23 protein-coding genes and 2 tRNA genes are annotated in these 26734 nt (G+C 71.7%); 11 read left to right on the forward strand and 14 right to left on the reverse strand.

Translation table 11 applies throughout. The features are described from left to right. Positions 1-159: 159 nt before the first annotated feature. The 3 genes from aroA to ACT2CW_RS11850 all read left to right on the forward strand — a co-directional run bounded on the left by aroA (position 160) and on the right by ACT2CW_RS11850 (position 3122). On the forward strand, positions 160-1536 hold the full coding sequence (gene aroA, locus ACT2CW_RS11840) for a 3-phosphoshikimate 1-carboxyvinyltransferase (protein ID WP_445516497.1): 1377 nt from the start codon (positions 160-162) through the stop codon (positions 1534-1536). A gap of 12 nt (positions 1537-1548) precedes the next feature. Continuing rightward, a complete protein-coding gene (rsgA, locus tag ACT2CW_RS11845; RefSeq protein WP_445516498.1) occupies positions 1549-2556 on the forward strand; it encodes a ribosome small subunit-dependent GTPase A in 1008 nt (335 codons plus the stop codon). Between the two features lie 242 nt (positions 2557-2798). Further along, positions 2799-3122, forward strand: coding sequence for a DMT family transporter (locus tag ACT2CW_RS11850; protein WP_138913911.1), 324 nt, complete (start codon positions 2799-2801; stop codon positions 3120-3122). 469 nt (positions 3123-3591) lie between these two features. Here the strand turns inward: ACT2CW_RS11850 and ACT2CW_RS11855 are convergent, their stop codons facing one another. Continuing rightward, positions 3592-4224: a TetR/AcrR family transcriptional regulator gene (locus ACT2CW_RS11855; protein ID WP_445516499.1), complete on the reverse strand. Its 633-nt coding sequence runs from the start codon at positions 4222-4224 to the stop codon at positions 3592-3594. A gap of 246 nt (positions 4225-4470) precedes the next feature. On the opposite strand from ACT2CW_RS11855, the gene hisN reads away from it, so the two are divergent. Then, positions 4471-5265, forward strand: a complete 795-nt coding sequence (gene hisN, locus ACT2CW_RS11860) for a histidinol-phosphatase (protein WP_164434756.1) — start codon at positions 4471-4473, stop codon at positions 5263-5265. Between the two features lie 187 nt (positions 5266-5452). Next, positions 5453-5845: a CBS domain-containing protein gene (locus ACT2CW_RS11865; RefSeq protein ID WP_445516669.1), complete on the forward strand. Its 393-nt coding sequence runs from the start codon at positions 5453-5455 to the stop codon at positions 5843-5845. Positions 5846-5994: 149 nt separating this feature from the next. Here the strand turns inward: ACT2CW_RS11865 and ACT2CW_RS11870 are convergent, their stop codons facing one another. Continuing rightward, positions 5995-7461 carry a catalase gene (locus ACT2CW_RS11870; RefSeq protein ID WP_445516500.1) on the reverse strand — a complete coding sequence of 489 codons (1467 nt, stop codon included), beginning with the start codon at positions 7459-7461 and terminating at the stop codon, positions 5995-5997. A 162-nt stretch (positions 7462-7623) separates the two neighbouring features. On the opposite strand from ACT2CW_RS11870, the gene ACT2CW_RS11875 reads away from it, so the two are divergent. Beyond that, positions 7624-8037, forward strand: coding sequence for a Fur family transcriptional regulator (locus tag ACT2CW_RS11875; protein WP_137979451.1), 414 nt, complete (start codon positions 7624-7626; stop codon positions 8035-8037). Positions 8038-8106: 69 nt separating this feature from the next. On the opposite strand, the gene ACT2CW_RS11880 is transcribed toward ACT2CW_RS11875, so the two are convergent. From ACT2CW_RS11880 to ACT2CW_RS11895, 4 genes are all read right to left on the reverse strand, one after another. Continuing rightward, positions 8107-8183: transfer RNA gene (locus ACT2CW_RS11880), tRNA-Met, on the reverse strand. Positions 8184-8367: 184 nt separating this feature from the next. Beyond that, the gene (locus tag ACT2CW_RS11885; protein ID WP_445516501.1) at positions 8368-10215 is read right to left on the reverse strand and encodes a tetratricopeptide repeat protein; all 1848 of its coding nucleotides are present in this window, start codon (positions 10213-10215) and stop codon (positions 8368-8370) included. Between the two features lie 181 nt (positions 10216-10396). Further along, positions 10397-10470: transfer RNA gene (locus tag ACT2CW_RS11890), tRNA-Met, on the reverse strand. A 69-nt stretch (positions 10471-10539) separates the two neighbouring features. After that, positions 10540-13488 carry a UPF0182 family membrane protein gene (locus tag ACT2CW_RS11895; protein ID WP_445516670.1) on the reverse strand — a complete coding sequence of 983 codons (2949 nt, stop codon included), beginning with the start codon at positions 13486-13488 and terminating at the stop codon, positions 10540-10542. Positions 13489-13622: 134 nt separating this feature from the next. Here ACT2CW_RS11895 and ACT2CW_RS11900 point away from each other — a divergent pair, with 134 nt between their 5' ends. Then, a complete protein-coding gene (locus ACT2CW_RS11900; RefSeq protein WP_182467090.1) occupies positions 13623-14186 on the forward strand; it encodes a PPA1309 family protein in 564 nt (187 codons plus the stop codon). 34 nt (positions 14187-14220) lie between these two features. On the opposite strand, the gene ACT2CW_RS11905 is transcribed toward ACT2CW_RS11900, so the two are convergent. From ACT2CW_RS11905 to ACT2CW_RS11920, 4 genes are all read right to left on the reverse strand, one after another. Then, positions 14221-15315, reverse strand: a complete 1095-nt coding sequence (locus tag ACT2CW_RS11905; RefSeq protein ID WP_164434762.1) for a YlbL family protein — start codon at positions 15313-15315, stop codon at positions 14221-14223. Positions 15316-15395: 80 nt separating this feature from the next. Then, positions 15396-15578 carry a hypothetical protein gene (locus ACT2CW_RS11910; protein WP_020868566.1) on the reverse strand — a complete coding sequence of 61 codons (183 nt, stop codon included), beginning with the start codon at positions 15576-15578 and terminating at the stop codon, positions 15396-15398. A gap of 151 nt (positions 15579-15729) precedes the next feature. Beyond that, entirely contained in the window at positions 15730-16197 is a 468-nt protein-coding gene (locus ACT2CW_RS11915; protein WP_037952335.1) for a molybdenum cofactor biosynthesis protein MoaE, read from the reverse strand. 85 nt (positions 16198-16282) lie between these two features. Then, positions 16283-17392, reverse strand: a complete 1110-nt coding sequence (locus ACT2CW_RS11920) for an NAD-dependent epimerase/dehydratase family protein (protein ID WP_086886330.1) — start codon at positions 17390-17392, stop codon at positions 16283-16285. A 191-nt stretch (positions 17393-17583) separates the two neighbouring features. Between ACT2CW_RS11920 and ACT2CW_RS11925 the strand changes: the two genes are divergently transcribed. Next, positions 17584-19053 (forward strand): zinc-dependent metalloprotease, encoded by a 1470-nt coding sequence (locus ACT2CW_RS11925; RefSeq protein ID WP_330816416.1) that lies wholly within the window; start codon positions 17584-17586, stop codon positions 19051-19053. Continuing rightward, positions 19050-19577: an NUDIX hydrolase gene (locus tag ACT2CW_RS11930; RefSeq protein ID WP_445516502.1), complete on the forward strand. Its 528-nt coding sequence runs from the start codon at positions 19050-19052 to the stop codon at positions 19575-19577. The genes ACT2CW_RS11925 and ACT2CW_RS11930 overlap by 4 nt, the downstream gene beginning before the upstream one ends. Before the next feature lie 124 nt (positions 19578-19701). Here ACT2CW_RS11930 and ACT2CW_RS11935 read toward each other — a convergent pair whose 3' ends face one another. From ACT2CW_RS11935 to ACT2CW_RS11950, 4 genes are all read right to left on the reverse strand, one after another. After that, a complete protein-coding gene (locus tag ACT2CW_RS11935; protein ID WP_164434770.1) occupies positions 19702-20460 on the reverse strand; it encodes an AIM24 family protein in 759 nt (252 codons plus the stop codon). A 16-nt stretch (positions 20461-20476) separates the two neighbouring features. Next, the gene (locus ACT2CW_RS11940) at positions 20477-21160 is read right to left on the reverse strand and encodes an AIM24 family protein (RefSeq protein ID WP_445516503.1); all 684 of its coding nucleotides are present in this window, start codon (positions 21158-21160) and stop codon (positions 20477-20479) included. Positions 21161-21171: 11 nt separating this feature from the next. Beyond that, positions 21172-22932 (reverse strand): TerD family protein, encoded by a 1761-nt coding sequence (locus ACT2CW_RS11945; RefSeq protein WP_445516504.1) that lies wholly within the window; start codon positions 22930-22932, stop codon positions 21172-21174. 157 nt (positions 22933-23089) lie between these two features. Next, positions 23090-23722: a M48 metallopeptidase family protein gene (locus ACT2CW_RS11950; protein WP_182467096.1), complete on the reverse strand. Its 633-nt coding sequence runs from the start codon at positions 23720-23722 to the stop codon at positions 23090-23092. Positions 23723-23972: 250 nt separating this feature from the next. On the opposite strand from ACT2CW_RS11950, the gene ACT2CW_RS11955 reads away from it, so the two are divergent. Both ACT2CW_RS11955 and ACT2CW_RS11960 read left to right on the forward strand, forming a co-directional pair. After that, complete coding sequence (locus ACT2CW_RS11955) at positions 23973-25187, forward strand: ThiF family adenylyltransferase (RefSeq protein WP_445516505.1); 1215 nt, start codon at positions 23973-23975, stop codon at positions 25185-25187. A 74-nt stretch (positions 25188-25261) separates the two neighbouring features. Beyond that, complete coding sequence (locus ACT2CW_RS11960; protein ID WP_445516506.1) at positions 25262-26716, forward strand: ABC1 kinase family protein; 1455 nt, start codon at positions 25262-25264, stop codon at positions 26714-26716. Positions 26717-26734 lie beyond the last annotated feature (18 nt).

Genomic DNA, 26734 nt, shown 5'->3' on the forward strand with positions numbered 1-26734 from the left:
CCCGGCCGCCGGGACCGTGACGCCGGCCGCCGGGACCGTGACCCCCGTACGAGCGCCCGGCGCGCCTCCATCGGTGCCCGTAGCAGCGCCGTGTTTCGACTGGGTTTCACCACTTTCGATCAAGATTGGCACTCCGGGCGAACCACTAAAGTGAGACCCATGACCGGCATTGAGACCTCCCCGGGCGACCACACCGCCCTCTGGCCCGCTCCGACCGCCGATGGAGCGGTCGACGCGACCGTCACCGTGCCCGGATCCAAGTCGGTTACCAACCGCGGTCTGATCCTGGCCGCGCTCGCCGCCGAACCCGGCTGGCTGCGCCGCCCGCTCCGCTCCCGCGACACCCTCCTGATGGCCGCCGCCCTGCGCGCCATGGGCGTCGGCATCGAGGAGACGGTGTCCGACGGCGCCCTCGGCTCCAGCGGCCCCTCCGGCGGCGGAGAGGCATGGCGGGTCATCCCGGCGGGGCTGCACGGCCCGGCCACCATCGACGTCGGCAACGCCGGCACCGTGATGCGCTTCCTGCCGCCGGTCGCCGCCCTGGCCGACGGCCCCGTCCACTTCGACGGCGACCCCCGCTCCCATGAGCGCCCGCTGCACGGCGTGATCGACGCGCTGCGCGCCCTCGGCGCCCGCATCGACGACGACGGCCGCGGCGCGCTGCCGATGACCGTGCACGGCGGCGGGGCGCTGGACGGCGGCCCGGTCCGCGTCGACGCCTCGTCGTCCTCCCAGTTCGTGAGCGCCCTGCTGCTGTCCGCGCCGCGCTTCAACCAGGGCGTCGAGGTGCGGCACATCGGCGCCGCGCTGCCCTCCCTGCCGCACATCCGGATGACCGTGGACATGCTGCGCGCGGCGGGCGCGCGGGTGGACACCCCCGAGGCGGGCGGCGAGCGGGGCGTCTGGCGGGTGGCGCCGAGCGCGCTGCTCGGCCGCGACCTGGTCGTCGAGCCGGATCTGTCCAACGCGGCGCCGTTCCTGGCCGCCGCCCTGGTCACCGGCGGCCGGGTGACGATCCCGGACTGGCCGGAGCGCACCACCCAGCCCGGGGACGAACTGCGCCGGATCTTCACCGAGATGGGCGGTTCCTACGAGCTCACCGACACCGGTCTGACCTTCACCGGAACGGGCCGGATCACCGGGATCGACGCCGATCTGCACGAGGTCGGCGAGCTCACCCCGGTGATCGCGGCGGTCGCGGCGCTGGCGGACTCCGAGTCGGTGCTGCGCGGCATCGCCCATCTGCGGCTCCACGAGACCGACCGGCTCGCCGCACTCGCCAAGGAGATCAACGAGCTGGGCGGGGACGTCACCGAGACCGAGGACGGCCTGCGGATCCGCCCGCGCCGGCTGCACGGCGGGATCTTCCACACCTACGAGGACCACCGGCTGGCCACCGCCGCCGCCGTCCTCGGCCTGGCCGTCGACGGCGTGCTGGTCGAGAACGTGGCGACCACCGCCAAGACCCTCCCCGACTTCCCCGGTCTGTGGACCGGCATGCTCGACGCGACGACGACCTCGGCGCGGAGATCCTGAGAGCCTGGACTCATGCGCCGCTACGGCAAGCACACCGACGAGGACGACGTTCGGATCCGCCCCAACCGCAAGGGCAACCGGCCGCGCACCAACATCCGCCCCAAACACGAGGACGCGGCCGAGGGCTTCGTCCTCACGGTCGACCGCGGCCGGCTCACGGTCCTGGTCGAGGACCGCACCATCACCGCCATGAAGGCCCGCGAGCTCGGCCGTAAGGGCGTCGTGGTGGGCGACCGGGTCGCGGTCGTCGGGGATCTCTCCGGCGACAGGGACACGCTCGCCCGGATCGTCCGGGTCGAGGAGCGCTCCTCGGTGCTGCGCCGGACCGCCGACGACGACGATCCGTACGAGCGGGTGGTGGTCGCCAACGCCGACCAGCTCGCGATCGTCACCGCCCTGGCCGATCCGGAGCCGCGCCCGCGGCTGATCGACCGGTGTCTGGTGGCCGCCTTCGACGCGGGCCTGGAGCCGCTGCTCGTCCTCACCAAGTCCGATCTGGCGCCCGCCGACGAGATGCTGAGGACCTATGAGCCGCTCGGTGTCCCCTATGTCGTCACCAGCCGCGACGACCTGGCCGACGGCGACGCCGCCGACCGGGTGCGGGAGCGGCTGACGGACCGGATCACCGTCTTCGTCGGCCACTCGGGCGTCGGCAAGACGACGCTGGTGAACGCGCTGGTCCCGGACCGCCAGCGGGCCACCGGCCGGGTGAACGCGGTCACCGGCCGCGGCCGCCACACCACCACCTCCGCGCTCGCGCTGCCCCTGCCGGACGCCAGGGGGTGGGCGATCGACACACCGGGCGTGCGGTCCTTCGGGCTGCACCACGTGGACCCGGCGCGGGTCATCCACGCCTTCCCGGACCTGGAACCGGGCACCGAGGGCTGCCCGCGCGCGTGTAGCCACGACGAGCCGGACTGCGCGCTGGACCAGTGGGTGGCCGACGGCCACGCCGAACCCGCCCGGCTCTACTCCCTCCGGCGGCTGCTGGCCACGCGCGAGCGGCGGGAGGGCGACTAGGCCTGTCCGGCGCGTGGCAGGGGTTCGCCCCTGGACCCCGGGGTCTGGGGCGGAGCCCCAGTTGTGGGAAGAGCCCGCCGCAGGCGCCACGATCCGCCGGACACCCCTGGGGAGCGTGTTTGCCGCTGCATCCGGGCGGTAAATGGATAATCGCATCAAGCAATCGAGACGGCTCGAGCAATCCAGGCGACCGGGGACGCCCCGGGCGACGGCAGCCCACGGCGACACGGGAGGGCATCTCTATGGCGTGGCTGCTGGTCGTGGTCGCCGGGCTACTCGAAACCGGCTTCGCCGTCTGCCTCAAGCTCTCGCACGGCTTCACCCGCCTCTGGCCGACCATCGCCTTCTGCGCGTTCGCACTCGGCAGCTTCGGGCTGCTGACGCTGTCCCTGAAGAAGCTCGACGTGGGGCCCGCGTACGCGGTGTGGACGGGGATCGGGGCGGCCGGGACCGCGATCTACGGCATGGTCTTCCTCGGCGACCTCGTCTCCACGCTCAAGATCATCTCCATCACGCTGGTGATCGTCGGCGTGATAGGGCTCCAGCTCTCCGGCTCGGCCCACTGAGCCCGTAGGCGGACGGATCCCGACGCCTGCGGCGAGCTGTTCCCCTACCTGCCCCTTCCCGACACCTGACGATATGCGGCTCCGCCGCGCGGGGGCTCCGCCCCAGACCCCGAACCGGGGCTCCGCCCCTCCCCGCGGCATCGATATGCGGCCACGCGCCGCATGGCGGGCCTCCGCGCCGCATGGCGGGGCTCCACGCCGCGTGGCGGGGCTCCACGCCGCATGGCGGGGCTCCACGCCGCATGGCGGGGCTCCACGCCGCATGGCGGGGCTCCACGCCGCGTGGCGGGGTCCAGGGGCGGAGCCCTTGGTAACGGGAAGGGGCGGGGAGGGGAAAGCACCGCTGTGCGGCTCCCCCGCGCGGCAGGGGCCCCGGGGTCTGGGGCGGAGCCCCAGGTGTGGGAAGGGGCGGGGAGGGGAGCGCCGCAGGCGCCACAATCCACCAGGCGCCCCGCACCCCCGGCCCCACTCAGCCCAGCACCGCACGCACCATACGAGCCACATCCGCCGCCGGCACGGACGCCACCACGTACGACAGCGCCAGCCTCGCAACCGCCTCACACGCCAGCGGCAGCTCGACCGCGCCCGGCGGCCAGTCGCCCTCCAGCAACCGCACCGCCCGATCCCGCGCCTCGCCGATCAGCTCCCCCGGCGCGGGCAGCGGCTCCGGCTCCCCCGCCGGTGTCGCCCTTACGGACGTCACGGACGTCACGGAAGTCACGGACGACACGGACGTCACGGACGCCACGGACGCCACGGACACCGGCAACCGCTCGTTCCAGCAGCCCGTAAGCACCGCCCGCACCAACGGATTCTCGGTCGCCGAGCGCACCGTCCACACCGCCGCGGCGGCCAGCCGCTCCCTGGGGGCCGCCGCCCCGGACACCCCGGACAGCGCCCGCTCGACCCCGCACAGATACGCGTCGGCCTCGCGCCGCACCAGAGCGCGGGCGAGGCCCTCCTTGCTGCCGAACTCGTTGTAGAGGGTCTGTCGGGAGACCCCGGCCGCCGCCGCGACCTCGGACATCTTCACCCTCGGCCACGGACGGCGCTCGAGCGCGGCGAAGGCCGAGTCGAGTAAGGATTCACGCGCTGCGGGCATCGTCGCCTCCCAGAGCGGGCATCGTCGCCGCCGCCCGGAACGGGCATCCTCGCCTCCCGGCCGGGCATGTGCCCGACAGAATTGACGGGCCGCCAGATGAAGTCAAGAGCCCCGCGCAAGCGCCCCGCCGAGAGCCCCGCCAAGAGCCCCCCAAGAGCCCCGCGCGAGCGGGCCGTCCAGCCGAAGTCCCCTGGCCGTTGTGGAGTCGTGTGGCTCCGCGTCTTTTCCTGTCGATACTGTTCGGCCATGCCCGACTACCACGATGACCTGCGTCTCGCCCACGTTCTCGCCGACACCGCCGACGCGACCACGATGGAGCGGTTCAAGGCGCTCGACCTCAAGGTCGAGACAAAACCCGATATGACGCCGGTGAGCGAGGCCGACAAGGCGGCCGAGGAGCTGATCCGCACCTCGCTCCAGCGCGCCCGGCCGCGCGACGCGGTGCTCGGCGAGGAGTTCGGCAGCGAGGGCAGCGGTCCGCGGCGCTGGGTGGTCGACCCGATCGACGGCACCAAGAACTACGTACGCGGGGTCCCGGTCTGGGCCACCCTGATCGCCCTCATGGAGCGCGGTGAGGGCGGCGACCGGCCGGTGGTCGGCGTGGTCTCCGCACCGGCGCTGGGACGGCGCTGGTGGGCCGCCGAGGGGCTCGGGGCGTACACCGGGCGCAGCCTGTCCTCCGCGAGCCGGCTCGCGGTCTCGAAGGTGAGCAACCTCTCCGACGCCTCGTTCGCGTACTCCTCGCTCAGCGGCTGGGAGGAGCGCGGCAGGCTGAACGGCTTCCTCGATCTGACCCGCGCCTGCTGGCGCACCCGCGGCTACGGCGACTTCTGGCCGTACATGATGGTGGCCGAGGGCTCGGTGGACATCTGCGCCGAACCGGAATTGTCGCTGTGGGACATGGCGGCCAACGCGGTGATCGTCCAGGAGGCGGGCGGCCGCTTCACCGGACTCGACGGCGTACCGGGCCCGAACAGCGGCGACGCGGCGGCGTCCAATGGGCTGCTGCACGGGGTGATGCTGGACTACCTGCGGGCCTGAGGGGCCTTCCGGGCTGACCGGAGTGTGAACCGGAGCGCGGGGCGCGCTTCGTGGCAGATCGGCTTCCGCGCGCCCTTGTTGGACTCACCGAGGCATGTGAACATGAGAATTCCAGACCTTGTGAACTTGTGAATCCTTTCTCTAATGAGATCTGGGATTCACCAAGGAGGTGGCTCCATCCATGCCCATGCACGTCCGTGACGCCATGAGCTCGGTGGTCCTCACCATCGGCCCCGCGCATACGCTCCGCCAGGCCGCCCGGCTGATGTCGGCCCGCCGGGTGGGATCGGCCATCGTGCTCGATCCCGACACCAGCGGCCTGGGGATCCTTACCGAGCGCGACATCCTCAACTCCCTGGGGGCGGGCCAGGACCCCGACCAGGAGACCGCACACGACCACACCACCGCCGACGTCGTCTTCGCCGCCCCCGGGTGGACGCTGGACGACGCGGCCCGCGCGATGTCCCAGGGCGGCTTCCGCCATCTGGTCGTCCTCGACGCGGGCGACCCGGTCGGGGTGGTGTCCGTACGCGACATCATCCGCTGCTGGACCCCGGCGCCCCAGCCCGTACCGGCGTAAGGGCCCGGCCCACCGCGCCCGGCACCCGAACCGGCGCAACCGGCTCAACCGGAACGACCGGAACGACCGGCACAACCGGAACGACCGGCACACGAAGAGGCCGGAGCCCAACGGCGTCCGGCCTCTTCGGTTGGTACGGCAAGCGTCCGTCAGCCGCGCAGGGCCTGGACCGCGGCCTCCAGCCGCTTGCCGTAGTCGGCGTCCGCCTTGCGGAAGTTCTCGATCGCCCGCTGCGCGATGTCATCGCGGGAGACCTTGGCGATGAACTGCGCCAGATTCTCGATCAGGCGCTCCTTCTCGTCGTCCGACATCAGCCGGTAGAGGTTGCCCGCCTGGACGAAGTCGTCGTCCTCGGCGTGCGAGGGGGCCTCGTGGTTCCCGGTCCGGCCGGACACCGGCGACGGCTGCCACAGCGCCCGGCCGGTCTCGGCCGGGCCGCCGAAGCTGTTGGGCTCGTAGTTCTTGGCGCCCGCGTGACGGCCGTCGTACAGGAAGCCGTCCCGGCCGTATGTGCGCGCCTCGGCCGCGTGCGGACGGTTCACCGGCAGGTGGTCGGCGTTGATGCCGACGCGGTAGCGGTGGGCGTCGCCGTACGCGAACAGGCGGCCCTGAAGCATCTTGTCCGGGGACGGGCCGATGCCCGGCACGAAGTGGGCGGGCGAGAAGATCGACTGCTCGACCTCGGCGAAGATGTTCCGCGGGTTGCGGTTGAGCTCCAGCTTGCCGATCTCGATCGGCGGGTAGTCCTCGTGCGGCCAGACCTTGGTCAGGTCGAACGGGTTGAAGCGGTAGTTCGCCGCGTCGGCCGCCGGCATGATCTGCACCTGCACGGTCCAGGTCGGGAAGTCGCCCCGCTCGATGGCCTCGCGCAGATCGCGCTGGTGGCTGTCCGGGTCAAGACCGGCGATCTCGGCCGCCTCGGCGGTGGTGAGGTTCTTGATGCCCTGGTCGGTCTTGAAGTGGTACTTCACCCAGAAGACCTCGCCCGCGGCGTTGTTCCACTGGTAGGTGTGCGAACCGTAGCCGTTCATGTGGCGGTACGAGGCGGGGATGCCGCGGTCGCCGAACAGCCAGGTCACTTGGTGGGTGGCCTCGGGCGAGAGCCCCCAGAAGTCCCAGACGTTGTCCGCCTCCTGCGAGCCGGTGTACGGGTCGCGCTTCTGGGTGTGGATGAAGTCGGGGAACTTGATGGCGTCCTTGATGAAGAACACCGGGGTGTTGTTCCCGACCAGGTCGTAGTTGCCGTCCTCGGTGTAGAACTTCAGCGCGAAACCGCGCGGGTCGCGCACCGCGTCCGCCGAGCCGAGGTTGCCGGCGACCGTCGAGAAGCGCAGGAACGTCTCGGTCTGCTTGCCGACCTCGGAGAGGAACGCGGCGCGGGTGTACTTCGTCACATCCGCGGTCACGGTGAAGGTGCCGTACGCACCGGCGCCCCGCGCGTGCACGATCCGCTCCGGGATCCGCTCGCGGTTGAAGTGGGCGAGCTTCTCGATCAGGTGCTGGTCCTGGATGAGGACTGGACCGCCGGCGCCCGCCGTCTCGCTGTTCTGGTTGTCCGCCACCGGAGCCCCGGACTCCGTGGTCAGCGGACCAGTGATGTTGTCCTGGACCGTCACGTGCGCCTCCTGCGTACTCGCATTCTGTCCCTTGGTCTGGGGCTGGCCACGATCCTACATTGGACATTGTCTAAGTCAAGAAGCGTTTGAGACTCGTACCCGGTCTGGTCAAGGACTCGTCCGCTGCTACCCTTGTCCTTATCTGACTGATAGGTGAATGGCATGAGTGACCTGCTGGAACGGCTCAGGGGACGCGGCTGGAGGCTGACGGCGCAGCGGCGTGTCGTCGCCGAGGTCCTCGACGGGGACCACGTGCACTACACCGCCGACGAAGTCCACGCGCTGGCGGCCGAGCGACTGCCCGAGATCTCCCGCGCGACCGTGTACAACACCCTCGGCGAGCTCGTCACGCTCGGCGAGGTGATCGAGGTCAGCACGGACGGCAGAGCCAAGCGCTACGACCCGAACGCGCACCACGCGCACCAGCACCTGGTGTGCGCGCGCTGCGGCACGATCCGCGATGTCCACCCCTCCGGCGACCTGCTCGCCGACCTGCCCACGCAGGAGCGCTACGGCTTCGCGATCTCCGCGGTCGAGGTGACGTACCGGGGGCTGTGCCCCGACTGCGCGGCCTGAGCGGGCCGGGGGGCCGGGGGCCGTGACGAACGAAAGGCCCGGATCCTGGAGGATCCGGGCCTTTCGTCATGGTAGCGGGGACAGGATTTGAACCTGCGACCTCTGGGTTATGAGCCCAGCGAGCTACCGAGCTGCTCCACCCCGCGTCGTTGTGTAGCAACCTTAACCCGGGGTGGACAGCAGGAGCAAACCGGTTACCGGACGGGCTGAAGTCAGCCCGTCCGGCGCTTGAGGACCGGGGTCCAGGGACGGAGCCCCTGATATGCGGCGGAGCCGCATATCGACGCTGCGGGAAGGGGCGGGGAGGGGCACCCAGCCCGGTCCCGCCGCCTACGCCGTGAGCTCCTGCTGGAGTGCCTCTCGCAGTCGGGCCGCGCGCTCGGCGACCTCCGCGGGCCCCAGCTCGACCGCCCGCGCGCACCACCGCTGCCCCTCGGCGAGCGCCCCGCGGCGGGCCGCGAGCAGCGCGAGCCGCAGCGCGGCCCGGCCGTGCCCCGACTCGGCGGCACGCGTCCACCACAGGGCGGCCTCCGGCTCGCTGCCCTCCCGGGCCAGCAGCAGCCCCAGGTTGAAGGCGCCGTTGCTGCTGCCCGCCTCGGCGGCCGTGCGGTACCAGCGCGCGGCCTCGACCACATCGCCGCGCGCGGCCGCGAACATGCCCACCCGCACCTGGGCCCGCCGGTGGCCCTGGCGCGCGGCGCGCTCGTACCACTCCTCGTACTCGGGGACGTGCGGCCCGGAGCCGTCGTCCGGCGGCGGGGTCGGGAAGCGGGTCCCGGACGAGTTGCCGAAGCCGGTACCGGTCGCCGGGTCGCCGCCGACCGAGGAGCGGTCCAGCAGCGCGGCCAGCCGGAAGGCGCCCTCGGCGCTGCCGCCGCCCGCGGCGCAGCGCAGATGGCGCTCGGCCGCCTGGAGGTCGCCCTCCCGCTGGAGGGCGAGGCCGACCTGCAACGCGGCCTCGGTGTGCCCGGCGGCCGCGGCCCGCTCGTACCACTGCCGGGCCGCCCGGTCCTCGCCCCGGCCCGCGTGCAGGATCCCCAGGTTGAACGCGGCGTCGACGCTGCCCGCCTCGGCCGCCTTGGAGAACCACGGCTCGGCGCCCGCCGCGTCGCCGCGCTGGAGCAGCATCACGGCGACCGCGTTGGCGGCCTCGCGGTGGCCCGCGTAGGCGGCGCGGCGGTACCACTGCTCGGCCTGGGCGGTGCGGCCCTGCTCGGCGCAGAGCAGCCCGAGGTTGTAGGCGCCGTTGATGTCCCCGGCGTCGAGCGCGGCGCGGTACCAGCGCTCGGCGGTCTGGGTCTCGCCGCGGTCGGCGTGGAGCGCGCCCAGCGCGTTGGCGGCGTTGCCGTCGCCGTCCTGGGCCGCCCGGTGCCACCAGACGGCGGCGCTGTCGGTGTCGCCCGCGTCACGCAGCAGGAACCCCAGCGCGCAGGCGGCCCGGGCCTCGCCGTCCTTGGCGGACATCAGGTACCAGCGCCCGGCCTCCTTGGTCTCACCGCGCTTCTCCAGCAGCGTGCCGAGGTGGAGGGCGGCACGCCGGTGACCGCGCGCGGCGGCCTGCCGGTACCACTGCTCGGCCTCCTCCCGGCCGCCCCCGTCGGCGCCACGGCGCCGCTCGGCCGCCGGCTCGTCCCCCTCGTCGCCACGGTCGTCGAGGATGCGGGCGAGGCGGTACGCGGCCTCGCGGTGGCCGCGCTCGGCGGCCGTACGGAACCAGCGCTCGGCCCCGATGTCACTGCGGTGCTCCAGCAGATCGCCCAGCGCGTACGCGCCCAGGGTGTGGCCGGACTCGGCGGACTGGCGCAGCCAGTACTCGGCGGCAGGCTCATCGCCCCGCTCGCGATGATGGCGGCCCAGGGCGTGCGCCGCTGCGGGAGATCCGGCGACGGCGGCTATGCGCCACCAGCCGGCGGCCTCATCGGTGTAGCCGCGCTGATGCAGCAGAACGCCGAGGTTGTTGGCGGCGGCGCGATCGCCCGCCGCGGTGGCTCCCCGCAGATGCGGTTCGGCGCCGTCGAGGTCGCCGCGGCGCAGCAGCAGCGCGCCGAGTGCGCTCATCGCGGCGGTGTCACCGGCCTCGGCGGCACCACGGTGCCGGGTCTCCTCCTCGGCATCGTCATGCGTGTGCGCAAAACGCCCTGTCTCCAACAGACTGACCCTGTCCCCCATAAATCCCATCGTGGCATCACCCGCATCCGGCGTACACCTGGTATACCGCAGCCGAGGAGGTCACTTCAGCGTTTTGTCGACATGCCCACAGAGAGACAACCCAAACGCTTGTATCCGCATTCCCCGAGTGGACGCTCATACAACACACAACGAGGCCCGGATCCTTGCGGATCCGGGCCTCGTGTGTCAGTAGCGGGGACAGGATTTGAACCTGCGACCTCTGGGTTATGAGCCCAGCGAGCTACCGAGCTGCTCCACCCCGCGCCGTGGTGGAACCACCGTACCACGGCGCGAGGGGCCGGCCGCCCGGGCGTTCTCGCAGGTCGTCAAGGTTCAGCCGCCCTTCTTGTCGGAACCGCCGCCGGCGCTCTGGCTCCGTGGCTGGTTCTGCTGCTGCCCCTTGTCGCCGGCCGCCTTGCCCTCCGCCTTGGCGGCGCGGTCCAGCGCGTCCTTCAGATCCTCCTGGGCCCTGCCGTACGCCTCCCAGTCCTGCGGCTGCTTCTGGAGGGCGTCCTGGGCGTCCTGATAGGCCTCCTGAGCGTCCTTCAGGGCGTCCTTCACCGTGGGGTTGTCACTCGACGGCGGTTCCTCCTGGCCGCCGTCGCCCGGTGGCCGCTGTTCGGACGACTCTCCGAAGACGGCGTCCAGGGCCTCGCCCAGGGTGTCCTTGAAGACGGTCTCCTTGCCGTAGGAGACGCCGACCTTCTTCAGCAGCGGGTAGTTGGCGCTGCCACCGCGTGCGTAGACGGGCTCGATATAGAGGAAGCCGTTGTCCAGTGGCACGGTGAGCAGATTGCCGTACTCGATGTCGGAGTCGGTGCCTCTCAGGTTCCGGACGAACTCGGCGACCTCCGGATCACCGTTGAGCTCGCTCTGCACCTGTTGTGGACCGGGCACGTTGGCGGTGACCTTCAGCAGTCTTATCGTGCCGTAGTCCTTACTGTTGGCATCCGCGTCGATCGACATGAACGCCCCCAGGTTGGGACGCCCGTTGGGGGTGAAGGTCGTCGTCAGCGAGAACGTCTGCCCCTTCTGGTCGGGCATCCGCATGCTCAGGTAGTACGGCGGCACCGCGTTCCCGTCCTTGTGGGTCGGGTCCTCGGGCACCTGCCAGGCGTCACTGCCGCTGTAGAACTGCGTGGGGTCAGTGACGTGGTAGCGGGTCAGCAGCTCGCGCTGGACCTTGAACAGGTCCTGCGGATACCGCAGATGCTCCATCAGCTCGCCGCTGATCTTCTCCTTGGGCTCGACCGTGCCCGGGAACGCCTTCTCCCAGGTCTTCAGGACCGGGTCCTTGGAGTCCCACTCGTAGAGCTTGACCGTGCCGTCATAGGCGTCCACGGTCGCCTTGACCGAGTTGCGGATGTAGTTGACCTTGTTCTGCTGCGCGACCACCGAGCGGTCCCCGTCGCTCAGCGAGTCGGCCGTGCTGTCGCCCAGGGTCGTCCGCGAGGCGTACGGATAGCCGTTGGTCGTGGTGTAGGCGTCCACGATCCACTTGATCCGGCCATGGACCACGGCCGGATAGGCGTCACCGTCGATGGTCAGCCAGGGGGCGACCTTCTCGACGCGCTCCTTGGGGGTGCGGTTGTACAGGATCCGCGAACCGTCCCCGATCGCGCCCGAGTAGAGGATCTGGGGCTCGCCGAACGCCACCGCGTAGGCGGCGCGGTTGACCGGGTTGGAGAGGCTGACCCCGCTCTTGCCCTTGTAGCTGGTGGTCCGCTCGCCGTTCTTCTCGTAGTCGAGCTCCTTCTGGGGGCCGCCGACTATCGAGTACTGGTCGGTCTTCTCGCCGTAGTAGACCTGCTGCTTGTAGGTGCCGACACCGCCGCCGCTGGAGCCCTTGGTGGGCAGCCCGGACTCGGTGAAGTCCGGCGAGCCCGCCGGGTCCGCGTTGGGGTCGGTCGTGGTGCCCTTCGCCGCCACCATGCCGTAGCCGTGGGTGTAGGTGAAGTGGTCGTTGATCCAGTTCCGCTTGGGGATGCCGTTGAGGTTCAGCTCGCGGACACCGACGACGGTGTCCTGGTCCTTGCCGTCGGCGCCCTTGTAGCGGTCGACGTCGAGCGTCGAGGGGAACTGGTAGTACTTGCGCTCCTGCTGGAGCTGCTGGAAGGTCGGCGAAATGACGCTGGGGTCGATCAGCCGGTAACTGGCCGTCGTGTTGGCGTCCTTACGGAGCTTGTCGCCGCCGCCATCGCTGTCGTTCTTGCCGGAGTAGTCCGCCACCTTGGAGTCATCGATGCCGTACGCCTTGCGCGTGGCCTCGATGTTCTTCTGGATGTACGGCGCCTCCTTGGCCTGCTCGTTCGGCTGGACCTGGAACTTCTGCACGATCGCCGGGTAGAGCCCGCCGATCAGGATCGCCGACAGCACCATCAGCCCGAAGCCGATGACCGGCAGCTGCCAGGTGCGCCGCCACAGCGTGGCGAAGAAGAGCACCGCGCAGATCGCCGCGATGCAGAACAGGATCGTCTTGGCGGGCAGATAGGCGTTGGCGTCCACATAGCGCAGACCCGTCCAGTTGCCCGTCGCCTTGAAGTCGCTGGACTTCACCGCGAGGCCGTAGCGGTCCAGCCAGTACGCCACCGCCTTGAGCGCCACGAAGACACCCAGCAGCACCGACAGATGGCCGGTGGCCGCGGCGGTCGCGCGGGCGCCGGGGCTGGTGACCCGCAGGCCCCCGTAGAGGTAGTGCACCAGGGCGGCGGCGATCAGCGAGAGCACCGTGGCCGCGAAGCCGAAGCTCAGCAGGAAGCGGTACCAGGGCAGATCGAAGGCGTAGAAGGCCACGTCCTTGTGGAACTGCGGGTCCTTCTGGCCGAACGGCACCCCGTTGACCCACAGCAGCCAGATGCGCCACTGGCCGGCCGCCGAGGCGCCCGCGATCAGCCCCACCAGGGCGGTGACCGCGAGCAGCACCCACTTCTTGAACGGGGCGATGCCCATCCGGTAGCGGTCCAGGCTCTGCTGCTCCATGGACATCGCGCTCAGCGGCGGCCGCAGCCGGTGGGCCAGCCAGATGTTGATCCCGACGGCCGTGGCCATCAGCACGCCGAAGACGAAGAACAGCCCGATCTTCGTCTTCAGGGTGGTGCTGAAGACGGAAGAGTAATGAAGTGAGCGATACCAGAGCCAATCCGTCCAAAATCCGGCAAACATGACAAAGAGCATGGCCAGCACGGCCAGCACGCCCAAGGTCATGAGCAGGGTTCTGGCACGCCGGGACGGACGGCCGACTCTCACCCGCGGCCCCGTCGGGCCTCCGCCGCGGTCCGGCATCTGGAAAGCCAAGGTGCGCACCTCGAAGTTCGCTGTCGATTGAGGAACCCTGAACTCCAGGGCCCACCTGATGCAACTTACTCAGGCTTTACTCAGTTCCCGTTTCCGGGTCCGAACAGGGCACGATATGAACCATGTCCAACGCAACCCCCGGCAGCGGCCCGCTGACCTCGAATCCACTGACCCGAGCCGTACTCGAAATCGACGAGTACGCCTCGGGGCTCGGCTGGGACCAGCCCGCCCGGCTCTTCGCCCTTGTCGACACCGCCCGGCTGCGCACCGAGGAGCCCGGCCTCGCCGCTCAGCTCGGCCTTGACGAGGGCGGCGAGGAGATCGCCTCCCTGACCCCCATCGAGCAGGACGAGCTGCCCTCCGGCGCCCCGCTGGACGAGTTCCTCGCCACCATCGCCTGGCCGGACGCGGTGACCGGCTGCGCCCTGACCGTGGAGCGGCAGATGCTGCCGCCGTCCGCCGAGAGCTCCGTGCCCGAGGGCCTGGACGACGCGGCGCTGGCCAAGTGGGTCGCCGACCACCCGGACCGCCAGGAGGTCCGGATGACGGTGGCCGTGCTGCGGGAGGGCGCGCGTGAGTCGGCCCTGCGGCTGCGGGAGAAGGACTCCCCGACCGAGGTGCTCACCGGGGCCGGTCTGGTGCCCGGCCTGGCGGACGCGCTCGCCGCCACCTTCGCCACCGACTGACTCCAGCGACCCGACCCCGGAACGGGGGCGCCGCTCAGCCCGTCGCGCACTTCGGCAGACCGGCGGTGTCCCCCTTACGGATCTTCTCGAGCGCCGTAAGGGCGTCGTCGATCGTGTGCACCTTCACCAGCCGCAGCCCGCTCGGCACGTCCTTGGCGGCGGCCGCGCAGTTCTCCTTGGGCGTGAGGAAGTACCGGGCACCCGCCTCGCGCGCGCCGATCGTCTTCATCTCGATGCCGCCGATCGGGCCGACCGTGCCCTTGTCGTCGATCGTCCCGGTGCCCGCGATGAACTTCCCGCCGGTGAGATCGCCGGGCGAGAGCCGGTCCACGATCCCCAGCGCGAACATCAGACCCGCGCTGGGCCCGCCCACGTCCGCCAGCTTGATGTCGATCCGGAACGGGAAGGTGTAGTCGACCCCGGCCTGGATGCCCACGATGGCGCGGGCCGGGCCCTTGTCCGCCTTCGTGGTGGTGATCGAGACGCGCTCCTCGCCGGTGGGCTGCTTGCCGCTCTTCTCCGCCGCCGCCACGTTCTTGGCCGGGATGACCGAGAAGACCACCTTCTGGCCCGGCTTGTGCTTGGTGACGAGCTTGGCCACGTCATCGGGCTCGCGCACCGCCGTGCCGTCCACCGACTTGATCACATCGCCCGCGTGCAGCCTGCCCTGGGCCGGGGCGCCCTTCTGGACCGCGCCGACGATGACATGGGCGGTGACCGGCTTCTTCAGCGCCCGCAGCGCCGCGACCTTGGCGGACTCCTGGGACTGGGTGAACTCCTCGGCGTTCTGCTGGTCCACCTGGTCCGGGGTCTTGTCGTCCGGGTAGAGGGTGCTGTGCGGCACGACCACGTCATCGTGCGCCAGCCAGCCGTAGACGGCCTCCACGAGGTTCATCCGGTACTCGGAGCCGGTGACCCGGACCGTGGTCATGTTCAGATGCCCGCCGGTGGTCTCACAGCTCTTGCGGCCGGAAATCTGGAGCACGCACTCCCCGTTGTGCTCGCCCAGGGTGTTGTACGTCGGCCCCGGGGACATCTCCGCATACGGCACCGGGATCAGCACTCCTGCGCAGAGCAGCGCGATCAGCATCAGAAGGGAGGCGAGCATCGTCGCAGTGCGGCGTGGCATGGAACGACAGTACGGGACGCGTCCGTCAGTCCACCGTCGGGGCCGTCCGTACGAGGGGCGGCGCGGACGGGGCGGCGGCCTCAGGCCGCGGCGTCCGAATCGGAGGGCCGGCGCTCCATCGCTTCGCGGAAGCGGGCGTATCCGGCCAGCTCAGCTACGTCCCCCCCGGACTTCCGTTTACCGGCTCGGGCGGCTATGCCGGCGTATATCGCCGCGCCTATCGCCGCGAACAACGGAATCAGCAACCAGAGAAGCGCGGCCACAGCAGCCTCCCGACCCCTTGAAAAATCGCGGTTCAGGACCGCGACTGACAGATGAGCAGATTAATCCTCTGCCAGGTCAACGCTTACGGCAGGGTGGGGGTTACGCAAGCGGAGTACACCCTTCCGTGCCCCATGCGCATCCGCATTCCCGCTACGCGCCCACCCATTCCTCAGTCCCGTCCGCGAACGTCTGGTGCTTCCAGATCGGGACCTCGCTCTTGAGATCGTCGATCAGCCGGCGGCAGGCCGCGAACGCCTCCGCGCGGTGGGGGCAGGAGACGGCCACCACGACGGCCAGATCGCCGATCACCAGATCGCCCACCCGGTGCACGGCGGCCAGCGCGCGCACCGGGAAGTCGGCCACGACCTTCTCGGCCACCCGGCGCAGCTCGGCCTCGGCGGTCGGGTGCGCGGAGTAGCCGAGGGCGCCGACCTCCGCGCCTCCGTCGTGGTTGCGCACGGTGCCGACGAACAGCGCCGTACCGCCCGCCGCGGCATCCCCCACCGCCCCGAACACCTCGTCCACGGACAGGGGCGTGTCACGGACGGCGAGCAGCCGGATGGGATGGGCGGCCGCGAGCTCGCCGGGATGATCGTACGAATGTGCCATGTCGTCCATCGTGCCGTACCGTCCCGCCCTCGGGGAATCTGTGGAGCCACTGGACTACCGGATCCCGGAAACCACCTTCCGGGGACCGCTTGTCTCAGGCTCGGCGACGCGCCTTACGGGCGCGGCGCACGATCGCCGCGGTGCCCACCAGGGCCACGGTCGCGCCCGCGGCGCCGAGCGTCGTGGCGTCCTTACGGCCGAGACGCCGCCCCGCGACCGTATGGCGGCCGGCGACCTCCTCCAGCAGCTCCGCCAGGACCTCCTCGTTGGTCCAGCGGGGCCGCCAGCCCGCCGCGTGCAGCCTGCTGCCGCTGACCGCCCAGGGGTGCATCGTGTACGCGAGATCGCCCGCCGGGGACGGCGTCAGACCGAGCCGGTGCAGCCGGGAGGCGGCGCCCAGGGCGACCGCCGAGGGCAGCTCCATGCGCCGGATCCCGGACAGCTCCTCGACCTCCTCCTGCTCCAGCCAGCCCTCGCACCCGACCGCCAGCTCGCCCTCGACCTTCTCCAGGGCGGCGTACTCCAGCGCGCCGACCAAGTCCTCCACATGGCAGAACTGCCAGGTGGGACGGGATCCGGCGACGACCAGCAGCCGCGGTGACTCGAAGTAGCGGGTGAGCGCGGTGTCCGTGCCGCCGACCAGGAGCGCAGGGCGCACCACGGTCACGTTCAGCCCCGGATGCGCCCGGGGCGCGCGCTCCCCGAGCCGCTCGATCTCCAGGAGGTCGCCGACGCCGGTGGCCTCGGCGGTCGCCCGCAGCTCCGCGTCCTCGGCCAGCGGCACGGCGTTGTCGGGGAGCGCCCCGTAGACCATCGCCGAGGTGCACAGCACCACTCGGCGCACCCCGGCCGCGGCGGCGGCCGTCAGGACGGTCTGGGTGCCGCGCACGTTGTAGGCGGTGCGGGCGGCGGCGTCGGTGCCCAGATCCAGGTCGACGGCGAGGTGGACCACCACGTCGGCGCCGCGCAGCTTCTCGGCGATGGCCGGATCGCGGACGTCCAGCACATGCCACTGCGCCTCGGTCACCTCACCGCGGCGCTCGTCGATGGCCAGGACCTGCTTGACCTCTTCGGACTCCGCGAGCCGCTGCGTGAGCAGGGCACCTGGGCCCGAGGCGGCACCGGTCACCGCCACGACGGGTCGTCGTGCGGTGCGGGCCGTATCGTTTCGCGCAGCGCGAACTTCTCGGTCTGGGGAACTCACCGGGCGTCTCCAGCGGTTGTCTTCAGTACGCAGCGCATGCACGCATACGTACCAGGTGACGTCCATCCTGCCGCAGGGCGGCGATCAGCGAAGCACCGAGCCCGGAAACCGGCGAGGTGTCTAGGCTGGGTGGTGATGTCGGGCATCCGCCACCGGCCCGGGGCCGGTGGCCCAACGAGCCGAGGAAACCCGTGAGTGACTCCCCATTCGGATTCGGCCTTCCGCCGGAGGAGCCGGAGGACGGCGACGACGGCAAGAAGAAGGGCGGCCAGGGCGGCGAGCAGGGCCCCGCGAATCCCTTCGGGTTCGGCGGCGGACCCGGCGGAGCGGGCGGCGCGGAGAATCCGTTCGCCGCGATGTTCGGTTCGCTGAACCCGGGCGACCTGGGCGCCGCCTTCCAGCAGCTCGGGCAGATGCTCTCCTACGAGGGCGGCCCGGTGAACTGGGACATGGCCAAGGACATCGCCCGCCAGACCGTCGCGCGCGGCACCGCCGACGGCAGCAAGGACGAGAGCGTCGGCCCGGCCGACCGCGCCGCGGTCCAGGAGGCCGTGCGGCTCGCGGACCTGTGGCTGGACGGCGTCACCTCGCTGCCCTCGGGCTCGGGTACCGCGGTGGCCTGGAGCCGCGCCGAATGGGTCGAGGCGACCCTGCCGGTGTGGAAGGACCTGGTGGACCCGGTGGCCGAGCGCGTCGGCGCCGCCATGGGCGATGTGCTGCCCGAGGAGATGCAGGCCATGGCCGGCCCGCTGCTCGGCATGATGCGCTCGATGGGCGGCGCCATGTTCGGCACCCAGATCGGGCAGGCGCTGGGCGTGCTGGCCGGTGAGGTGGTCGGCTCGACCGACATCGGGCTGCCGCTCGGCCCGGCGGGCAAGGCGGCCCTGCTGCCGGTCAACATCGCGGCGCTCGGTTCCGGCCTCGGCGTGCCCAAGGAGGAGGTCCGGCTGTATCTGGCGCTGCGCGAGGCGGCCCACCAGCGGCTGTTCGCCCATGTGCCGTGGCTGCGCTCGCACCTCTTCGGCGCGGTCGAGGGGTACGCCCGCGGCATCAAGGTCGACACCGCCAAGCTGGAGGACGCGGTCGGCCAGCTCGACCCGACCCACCCCGAGCAGTTGCAGGAAGCGCTCCAGCAGGGCATGTTCCAGCCCGAGGACACCCCCGAGCAGAAGGCCGCGCTGGCGCGTCTGGAGACCGCTCTGGCGCTGGTGGAGGGCTGGGTGGACGCGGTGGTGCACGCCGCCGCCAAGCCGCATCTGCCGTCCGCCGACGCCCTGCGCGAGACGCTGCGGCGGCGCCGGGCGAGCGGCGGCCCCGCCGAGCAGACCTTCGCCACCCTCATCGGCCTGGAGCTGCGGCCGCGCCGGCTGCGGGACGCCTCCCGGCTGTGGGCCTCCCTCACCGACGCCCGCGGCCTGGAGGGGCGCGACGGTCTCTGGGCGCACCCGGACATGCTGCCGACGGCGCAGGACCTCGACGACCCGGACGGCTTCGTCCACCGCGAGCAGCTGGACTTCTCCGAGCTGGACAAGATGCTCGGCGAGGCGGCGGGCGGCGATGAGGACCGTAAGGGCGGCTCCGAGGGTCCCGACCTCCGTAAGGGCCGCGAGGGCGGCGAGGACGACCGCGAGGGCGGCGACCGGGGCGACGGCGAGAAGTGAGTCTGCACCAGGACGCGGCGCGGGTGCTCGTCGAGTGGCCCGCGCCCGATGCCGCCCAGGAGCGGCTGCGGCGGCTGTACGGCGACCATCTGGCCGCGTATCCGGACGGCATGTGGAAGGCGTGCGGGGACGGTCACATCACGGCGAGCGCGCTGGTGATCGACCCGGACCGGGAGCAGGTGCTGCTCACCCTGCACCGGAAGCTGCGGATGTGGCTCCAGATGGGCGGCCACTGCGAGCCGGACGACGCCACGCTCGCGGGCGCGGCGCTGCGCGAGGCCACCGAGGAGTCCGGGATCGCGGGGCTGACGCTGCTGCCGGGCGGCCCGGTGCGGCTCGACCGGCACCAGACCCCCTGTGCCTGGCACCTCGACGTCCAGTACGCGGCGGTGGCGCCCCGGGGCGCGGTGGCGGCGATCAGCGACGAGTCGCTGGATCTGCGCTGGTTCGGCTACGACGAGGTGGCAGACGTGGCCGACGAGTCGGTGCGCCACCTGGTGACGCGCACCCGCGCGCTGCTCTGAGGAGCGCGCGGGGCCGCGCTGAGGAGCACGCTGGAATCCTGGAATCGAGGAGCCCGCGGGAATGCGGGACGGCCGCGGACCCGAGGGGTCCGCGGCCGCCGTGCTCCATCAGCGGTGACCTCGGTCAGTTGCTGAAGATGTTGCCCTGGTTCTGACCGCGGGCGCCCTGCTGGCCCATGCCGAACTGCGCGGCCATGCCGCCCCCGACCACCGCGTTCTGCGGCGGGAGCAGCTCGCTGGGCTGCACCAGGGCGTAACCCTGGCCGAGGAAGCTGAGCTCCCAGCCCTCGCCGGTGTTGCCGCGCCGCCGCCAGACGCCCGAGGAGTGCGTCTGCGCCTGCATCTGGACCCGCAGCGAGCTGGACCAGGCGACGATGGCGTCCGCGTCGGCGTTGACGTACTTGTCCGGGGTGACCTGGAGCAGCAGCGGCTGCCCCGAGGTCATCAGCGCGACCTTGCCCTGGCCGGAGATGTTGAGGTTGTACTTGCCGGATCCGGAGATCCCGAACTGGCTGTCCACCGCGATCGACTCCCAGTGCAGCGTGGAGTCCAGCGCGAGCACATAGGAGCTGTCGACGGTCAGCCCGTCGCGATCCACGTCCATCACATGGATGTGCTGGGCGAGGTTGGCGAGGTAGACCGTGCCCTGCCCGGAGCAGCGCATCAGGTCCAGGCCCTCACCGGTGCGGGCCCGCGCCCTGTGCTGCCCGGGCGTCTGGTACTCACCGTCGAACTCGATGAGCCCCTGATAGGCGACCATGCTGCCCTTACGGGCGAGCACATCCTCATGGCCGCTCAGGGCGACCCGCAGCAGATGCGGGTTCTGGAGTGCGTAACGGTCCTGCGTCTGGGCCTCGGTGAAGGCGAAAAGCGGGCTCTGCATCTGGTGTCCCTCCCCCTCAGCCCCGGACCCGGAGCCGGTCGGTGCTGTCCTCACTGGGCTGTACGACGACGAAGCCCTGCCCGGAGAAGCCGAGCTGATACGCCTCGCCGCTGCCCCGGCCGATCAGGGACGACGCCTTGAAGCTGCGCTTGCCCTTCACCTTGAGCCCGGAGGACCAGGCCACGAGCGCGTCCGGGTCCACATAGGTCTCGTCCTCGCCGCGGCCGCAGTCGACCACGATGGGGGTGCCGCGGGAGGTCAGGGCGACCCAGCCGGTGCCGGAGACGCCCACGTTGAACAGGCCCTGCCCGGCGAACTTGGCGATGCCCTTGACGCGTTCGACGCCCCACTGGAGGTGCGCGTCGAAGGCGAGGAGGTTGGTGCCGTTGACCGAGAGCGAGTCGCCGTTGAGGTTGAGGCAGACCACGTTGGCCCCGTAGTCGGCGAGGTAGAGCAGCCCGTCGCCGCTGCACCGCATCAGGGGGGCGCCCTCGCCGGTCAGCCACTGGGAGGCCATCTGCCGTACGGCGGGCGGGTTGGGCTCGTACTGGACGAAACCCTCGTACGCCACCATCGAGCCGGTGCGGGCGAAGAGGTCCTGGCCGCTCTGCATGGCGACCTTGAGCATGCTGGCGCCGTGGTTCTCCATGCGGGCGGCGATCGGGGCGGGTGCGAAGCCCGAGATCATTTGCTGGTCCATATCGGGCTCCCTCAGACCTCGTAGGGCTGGACGACGATGAAGTTACCGGGCGCGCCACGGAACTGGAGGTTCACGGTCTCCCCGCTGTGGCCGGGGTAGGCGCTGCGGCGCAGCCGCACCTGGCTGGAGATGATCACCTGGGCTCCGGCGGACCACGCCACGATGGCGTTGCTGTCGGCGAAGGTGGTCGGGGTGACCGGGAGGACGACCGGCGTGCCCTCGGTCTTCACCACGACGGTCCCGGTGCCCTGGAACTGCATGGTGAACAGCGCGCCGCCGGGGATGCCGTGGCCCTCGATCCGGCGCACCTCGTGGTGCAGCGACTCGTCGAAGGCGAGCACGTTCTCGGCGGAGACGCAGATGGCGTCGCCCTGGAGTTCGATCGGGTGGAGCTCGGCGGCGTTCTCGGCGAGGAAGACCTGGCCCTGGCCGGTGCAGCGCATCAGCTGCATCTCCTGGCCGGTCGCGTTACCGACGATCCGGCCGCGGAAACCGGCGCCCTTGTAGCTGAAGTCGACCTTGCCCTGGTAAAGCACCATCGTGCCCTGGCGGGCGAGCACGGGCTGGCCGCCGACGCCGAGGTCGACCCGCATCAGCCGGGGGTTCTGCGGCGTCCAGCGCTGGCCGGTGGGCGCCTCGCGGTACTTGGAGAGCGCGGCCTGGAGCCCGGGCGCGCCACCGCCCTGAGGGACGCCGCCCATGGGCTGCGGCTGACCATAAGGAGCGGGCTGGCCCGGCTGACCGGGCTGACCGGGCTGACCGGGCTGACCGGGCTGACCGGGGTAGGGCTGGGCGGGCGGCTGGCCGTACGGGGCGGGCGGGGGCGGGGCCTGGCCCGGCTGCTGGCCGAACGGGGGCTGCTGGCCCGGGAACTGGCCCGGCGGCGGGGGCGGCGGTACCTGCCCTGGGGGCGGCACCTGGCCGGGAGGCGGCACCTGGCCGGGAGGCGCGATGGGCGCGGCGATGGTGGGGGCGCCGTGCATCTGCGGGGTGCCGGGGGCGGGCGGCTGAACGCCTTGCGGGGGCGTGCCCTGGGGCGTACCCGGAGGCGGCGTTCCCTGGGGTGGCGTTCCTTGGGGAGCGCCGAAGGCCGGGGCGGGCTGCGGTGCGGGCGGGGCGGGAGCCGGAGGGGCCGACGGGGCGGGGGCTCCGGCCGGGGGTGCGAAGCCCGGTGCGGGGGCGGCCTGTCCCGGCGGCGCGAAACCGGGCGTGGCGCCCTGGGCGGGCGCGGGGGCGGGCTCTTCCTCGGCCACCTCACCGCCGAAGTTCTTGAGCAGCGCCTCCAGTCCCCCGTCGAAGCCCTGTCCGACGGCGGCGAACCGCCAGACGTCCTTGAGGTAGAAGTCGCCCAGCATCACCGCGCGTTCGGTGCTGAACTCCGAGCCGGTGAAGGAGTACCGGGCCACCTCCTCGCCGCCCGCGACGATCCGCAGGTAGCCGGGGCCGACCTGTGACATCTGCCCGGCGCCGTCGATGGTCGCGGTGAAGGAGAGCTTCTGGATGGCGGCCGGCACGCTGTCGAGCGTGACGCGGAACGAGTCCGTGTCACCGGCCTGCGGCCCGAGCTGCTGTATCGCTTCTTCAGGGGACTTCGGCTGGTTGAAGAAGATGAAGTAGCGGTCGTCGGACAGCCGCTCGTTCGCGTCGAGACCGAAACAGCTGATGTCGAAGCTCAGGCCGGGTCCGGCGATCTGCACCCCGACGTACAGATCCCTCCCGGCCGTCAGATCACTGATCCTGGCCTTGTGGCCGCGCTGGAATTCCCTGGCCATACGTTAGGACCGTCCCCCATCGCCGTACCGGTGTGTGCGTTGCGCGCCAGGCTAGCCGCTGCCGCCGACTATGAGCGACGCCGGGAACCGGGATGTGGTTCCCGCACGGCCCGGGGGCTCGCGGAGGCTGCTCCCTCACCGCTCGGGCACGGTCGCCTTACGGCTGGTCGTCCGGGGGGCCGGAGAGGTGCGGCAACCGCGCGGCGGCGACCACCCCTTCGAGATAGCCCCGCGCCCGCTCGGTCCGCGGATACGCCTCCAGGAGCTGCCAGAAGCGGCGGCCGTGCCCCGGCACCAGCAGATGGGCCAGCTCGTGGAGGAGCACATAGTCCACGACGTACTCCGGCATGCCCTGGAGCCGGTGCGAGAGCCGGATGCTGCCCTCGGCCGGGGTGCACGACCCCCAGCGGGTGTTCTGATTGGTGACCCAGCGGACGGAGTCGGGCCGGGCCCGCCCGCCCAGGTACTGACCGGAGAGCCACTCGGCGCGGGCGGCCAGCTCCGCGTCGCCCAGCATCCGCTTGCTCTCCTGGGCCGCCAGCTTCTCCAGCATGACCCTCACCCAGCGCTGCTCCTCCGCCTCGGACATCCGGGCGGGGATGAGGACGACGGTGCGGTCGCCCTCGCGATAGGCGGAGACCGTCCTGCGCCGCCGGGTGCTCCGGCGGACCTCGACCGCATTCGCGTCGGAGCCTCGGCTCTGCGTCGGGCTCGGGACGGTGCTCGGTGCGCTCGCGGCGCTGCGGGAGACGTTCTGCCCCGCGGTGCGAGGGGGCGGGTCGGCGGACACGCCCCGACGTTACCCGCTGGCAGCCGGGGAAGTCCCGCGCCGCCAATGGTTGTGGACCGAACCACTCCACGGTGTGCACGACTTGTACGACCGGCGTTCGTACGACTTATTCCACTGCCTGTGGATAACGCGCTGCGGGGTCCGGGCGCCGGGCCGCATGCTGAAGGCGGTTCAACGGACAGCACATCGACGGCACGACAACGGCACACATCAAACGGGAACAGCACATCAAACGGGGGAGGGAACGGCGATGCATCCGATGCTCAAGCCCGCGCTGCGGCGCGGCTGGCGGAGCCGGGACACGGTGCAGTTCGGGGTGGCCCGGGCGCATGCGGTGGTGATGGGGCCGGTGGACACGGCCACGGGCAGCTTTCTGGAGCTGCTGGACGGCACCCGCGGTCTGCCGCTGCTGCGGCAGGAGGCCCGCGCCATCGGGCTGCCGGAGGGGCGGGCCGACGCACTGGTGGACCGGCTGGCGGCGGCCGGTCTGCTGGACGAGCCGAGGGACGGCGGCGAGCCCGCCGCGGCCCTGGACCGGCTGCGGCCCGACGCGGGGGCGCTGTCGGTGCTGCACCCCGAGCCCGGAGCGGCGGCGCGGCTGCTCGCCGCGCGGCGGGCGATGCGGGTTCAGGTGCGGGGCGCGGGGCGGGTCGGGGCGGCGGTCGCGGCCGCGCTGTCGGGCTCGGGAATCGGCCGGGTCGATGTAGTGGACGGCGGCTGTGTCGAGCCCTGGGATGTGGCTCCCGGAGGGCTGTCGGCCGAGCAGATCGGGGAGCGCCGGGATCTGGCCGCGCGCCGGGTGGTGCGTCAGGCCGCGCCCGCTCCGCTCCCCCGCCGGTCGGCGCGGCTGCGGACCTCCGCGCCGGAGCGCGCCCCTTCACGGGAGAAGGTCCCCTCAGGAGGGCGGACCGCCTCGGGAAAGCGGGCTGCCCCCTCGGGAGAGCGGACCGCCTCGGCCCAGCCCGGGCTGGCGCTGGTGGTGATCGCCCCGCGTGACGGCCTCGCGGCGTACGCACCGGATCCCGAGCAGACCCGGCCGCTGCTCGCCTCCGGCACCCCCCATCTCTATACGGGAGTCATCGAGGCCACGGGGGTGGTGGGCCCCCTGGTGGTGCCGGGGATCACGCCCTGCGCGGGCTGCGCCGCGGCGGGCCGCGCCGAGCGGGAGCCGGTCTGGCCGCGGATGCTCGCGCAGTGGCGGTCCGGGCGCCGGCGCACCGCCCCGGCCTGTGACACGGCGCTGGCGATGGTGGTGGCGGGGCTCACCGCGGTCCAGGCGCTGGCCTTCCTCGACGGCCGCCCCTCCGGAGGCGCCGGAGTCCGGTGGGAGCTGGCGCTTCCCTCCCTCGTCTGGGAGGCGCGCCCGATCGAAGCACATCCCGGATGCGGCTGTGGAGCGGCCGGGGAGGAGGATGCCGTATATGCCTCGGCCGTAGAGGCACCGCACGCGACAATGTCCGGGTGACCCACGTCCGCGGAGTGGGCACGGGGGCCCGGAGGCCACCTTCCGGGATGGCACGGCTGTAGTTGGAGGGGCGCATGACCGATCTGCCGCGCAAGGCGATCACCCGTACCGCCAAACTGGCGGCGCTGCCCTTGGGATTCGCGGGGCGCGCCACATGGGGGCTCGGGAAGCGGATAGGGGGACGGCCGGCGGAGATCGTCGCACGCGAGGTGCAGCAGCGCACCGCGGAGCAGATGTTCAAGGTCCTCGGCGAGCTCAAGGGCGGGGCCATGAAGCTCGGGCAGGCCATGTCGGTCTTCGAGTCGGCGCTGCCCGAGGAGATAGCCAGGCCCTACCGGGCGGCCCTGACCAAGCTCCAGGAAGCGGCCCCTCCCATGCCCAGCCGCACGGTCCACGCGGCGCTTGAGGAGCGGCTGGGCCCGGACTGGCCGGAGCTGTTCCAGGAGTTCGAGGACAAGCCGGCGGCGGCCGCCTCGATCGGGCAGGTGCACCGGGCGGTCTGGCACGACGGGCGCACGGTGGCGGTCAAGGTGCAGTATCCCGGGGCGGGCGAGGCGCTGCTGTCCGACCTCAACCAACTGAGCCGGTTCGCCCGGGTGCTGGGGCCGCTGGTGCCGGGGCTGGACGTCAAGCCGCTGATAGCGGAGTTGCGCGAGCGGGTCGCCGAGGAGCTGGACTACGAGCTGGAGGCGGCGTCCCAGCGGATCCATGCGGAGGAGTACGCACGGGACACGGAGATCGTGGTGCCCGAGGTGGTGCACCAGAGCGATCAGATACTGATCACCGAATGGCTGGAGGGGGTGCCGCTCTCCGAGGTAATAGCCGACGGCACACAGGAGGAGCGGGACCGTGCCGGGCAGCTGCTGGCCCGCTTTCTCTTCTCGGGGGCGTCCCGCACCGGGCTGCTGCACGCCGATCCCCATCCCGGGAACTTCCGGCTGCTGACCGGTGACGCCCCGGACGGGCCGCCGGAGCGGTGGAAGCTGGGCGTCCTGGACTTCGGTTCGGTGGACCGGCTCCCCGGCGGGCTTCCGGAGCCCATCGGCATCGCGCTGCGCATGGCGCTGGTGGGCGACGCGGCGGGGGTCTATGACCTGATGCGCGGAGAGGGGTTCGTCAAGCCGACGATCGAGCTCGACCCGGATGATCTGCTGGACTTCCTGCTGCCGATGCTCGAACCGGCCCAGGTCGACGCGTTCGTCTTCGACCGGCAGTGGCTGCGCAGCCAGGCGGCGCGGATGGCCGACCGCCACTCCCCCGTCTATGAGCTGGGCAATCAGCTGAATCTGCCGCCCGCCTATCTGCTGATTCACCGGGTGACCCTGAGCACCATCGGGGTGCTGTGCCAGCTGGGTGCCACGGTGCGGATGCGGGATGAGCTCGAGGCATGGGTCCCCGGCTTCGCCGCGGACCCGGAGTCCGAGGACCGCGCCGAAGCAGACGCCGAAGAAGGCCCCGCGGCAGACGCCGGGGAAGAGGCCGCGGACGGCGCCGAGGAGGAGCCCGAGGCCGCGGAGACCTCTGCCTGAACTCGGAGACCTCGGCCT

It is taken from the genome of Streptomyces sp. NEAU-174, from assembly GCF_052665095.1.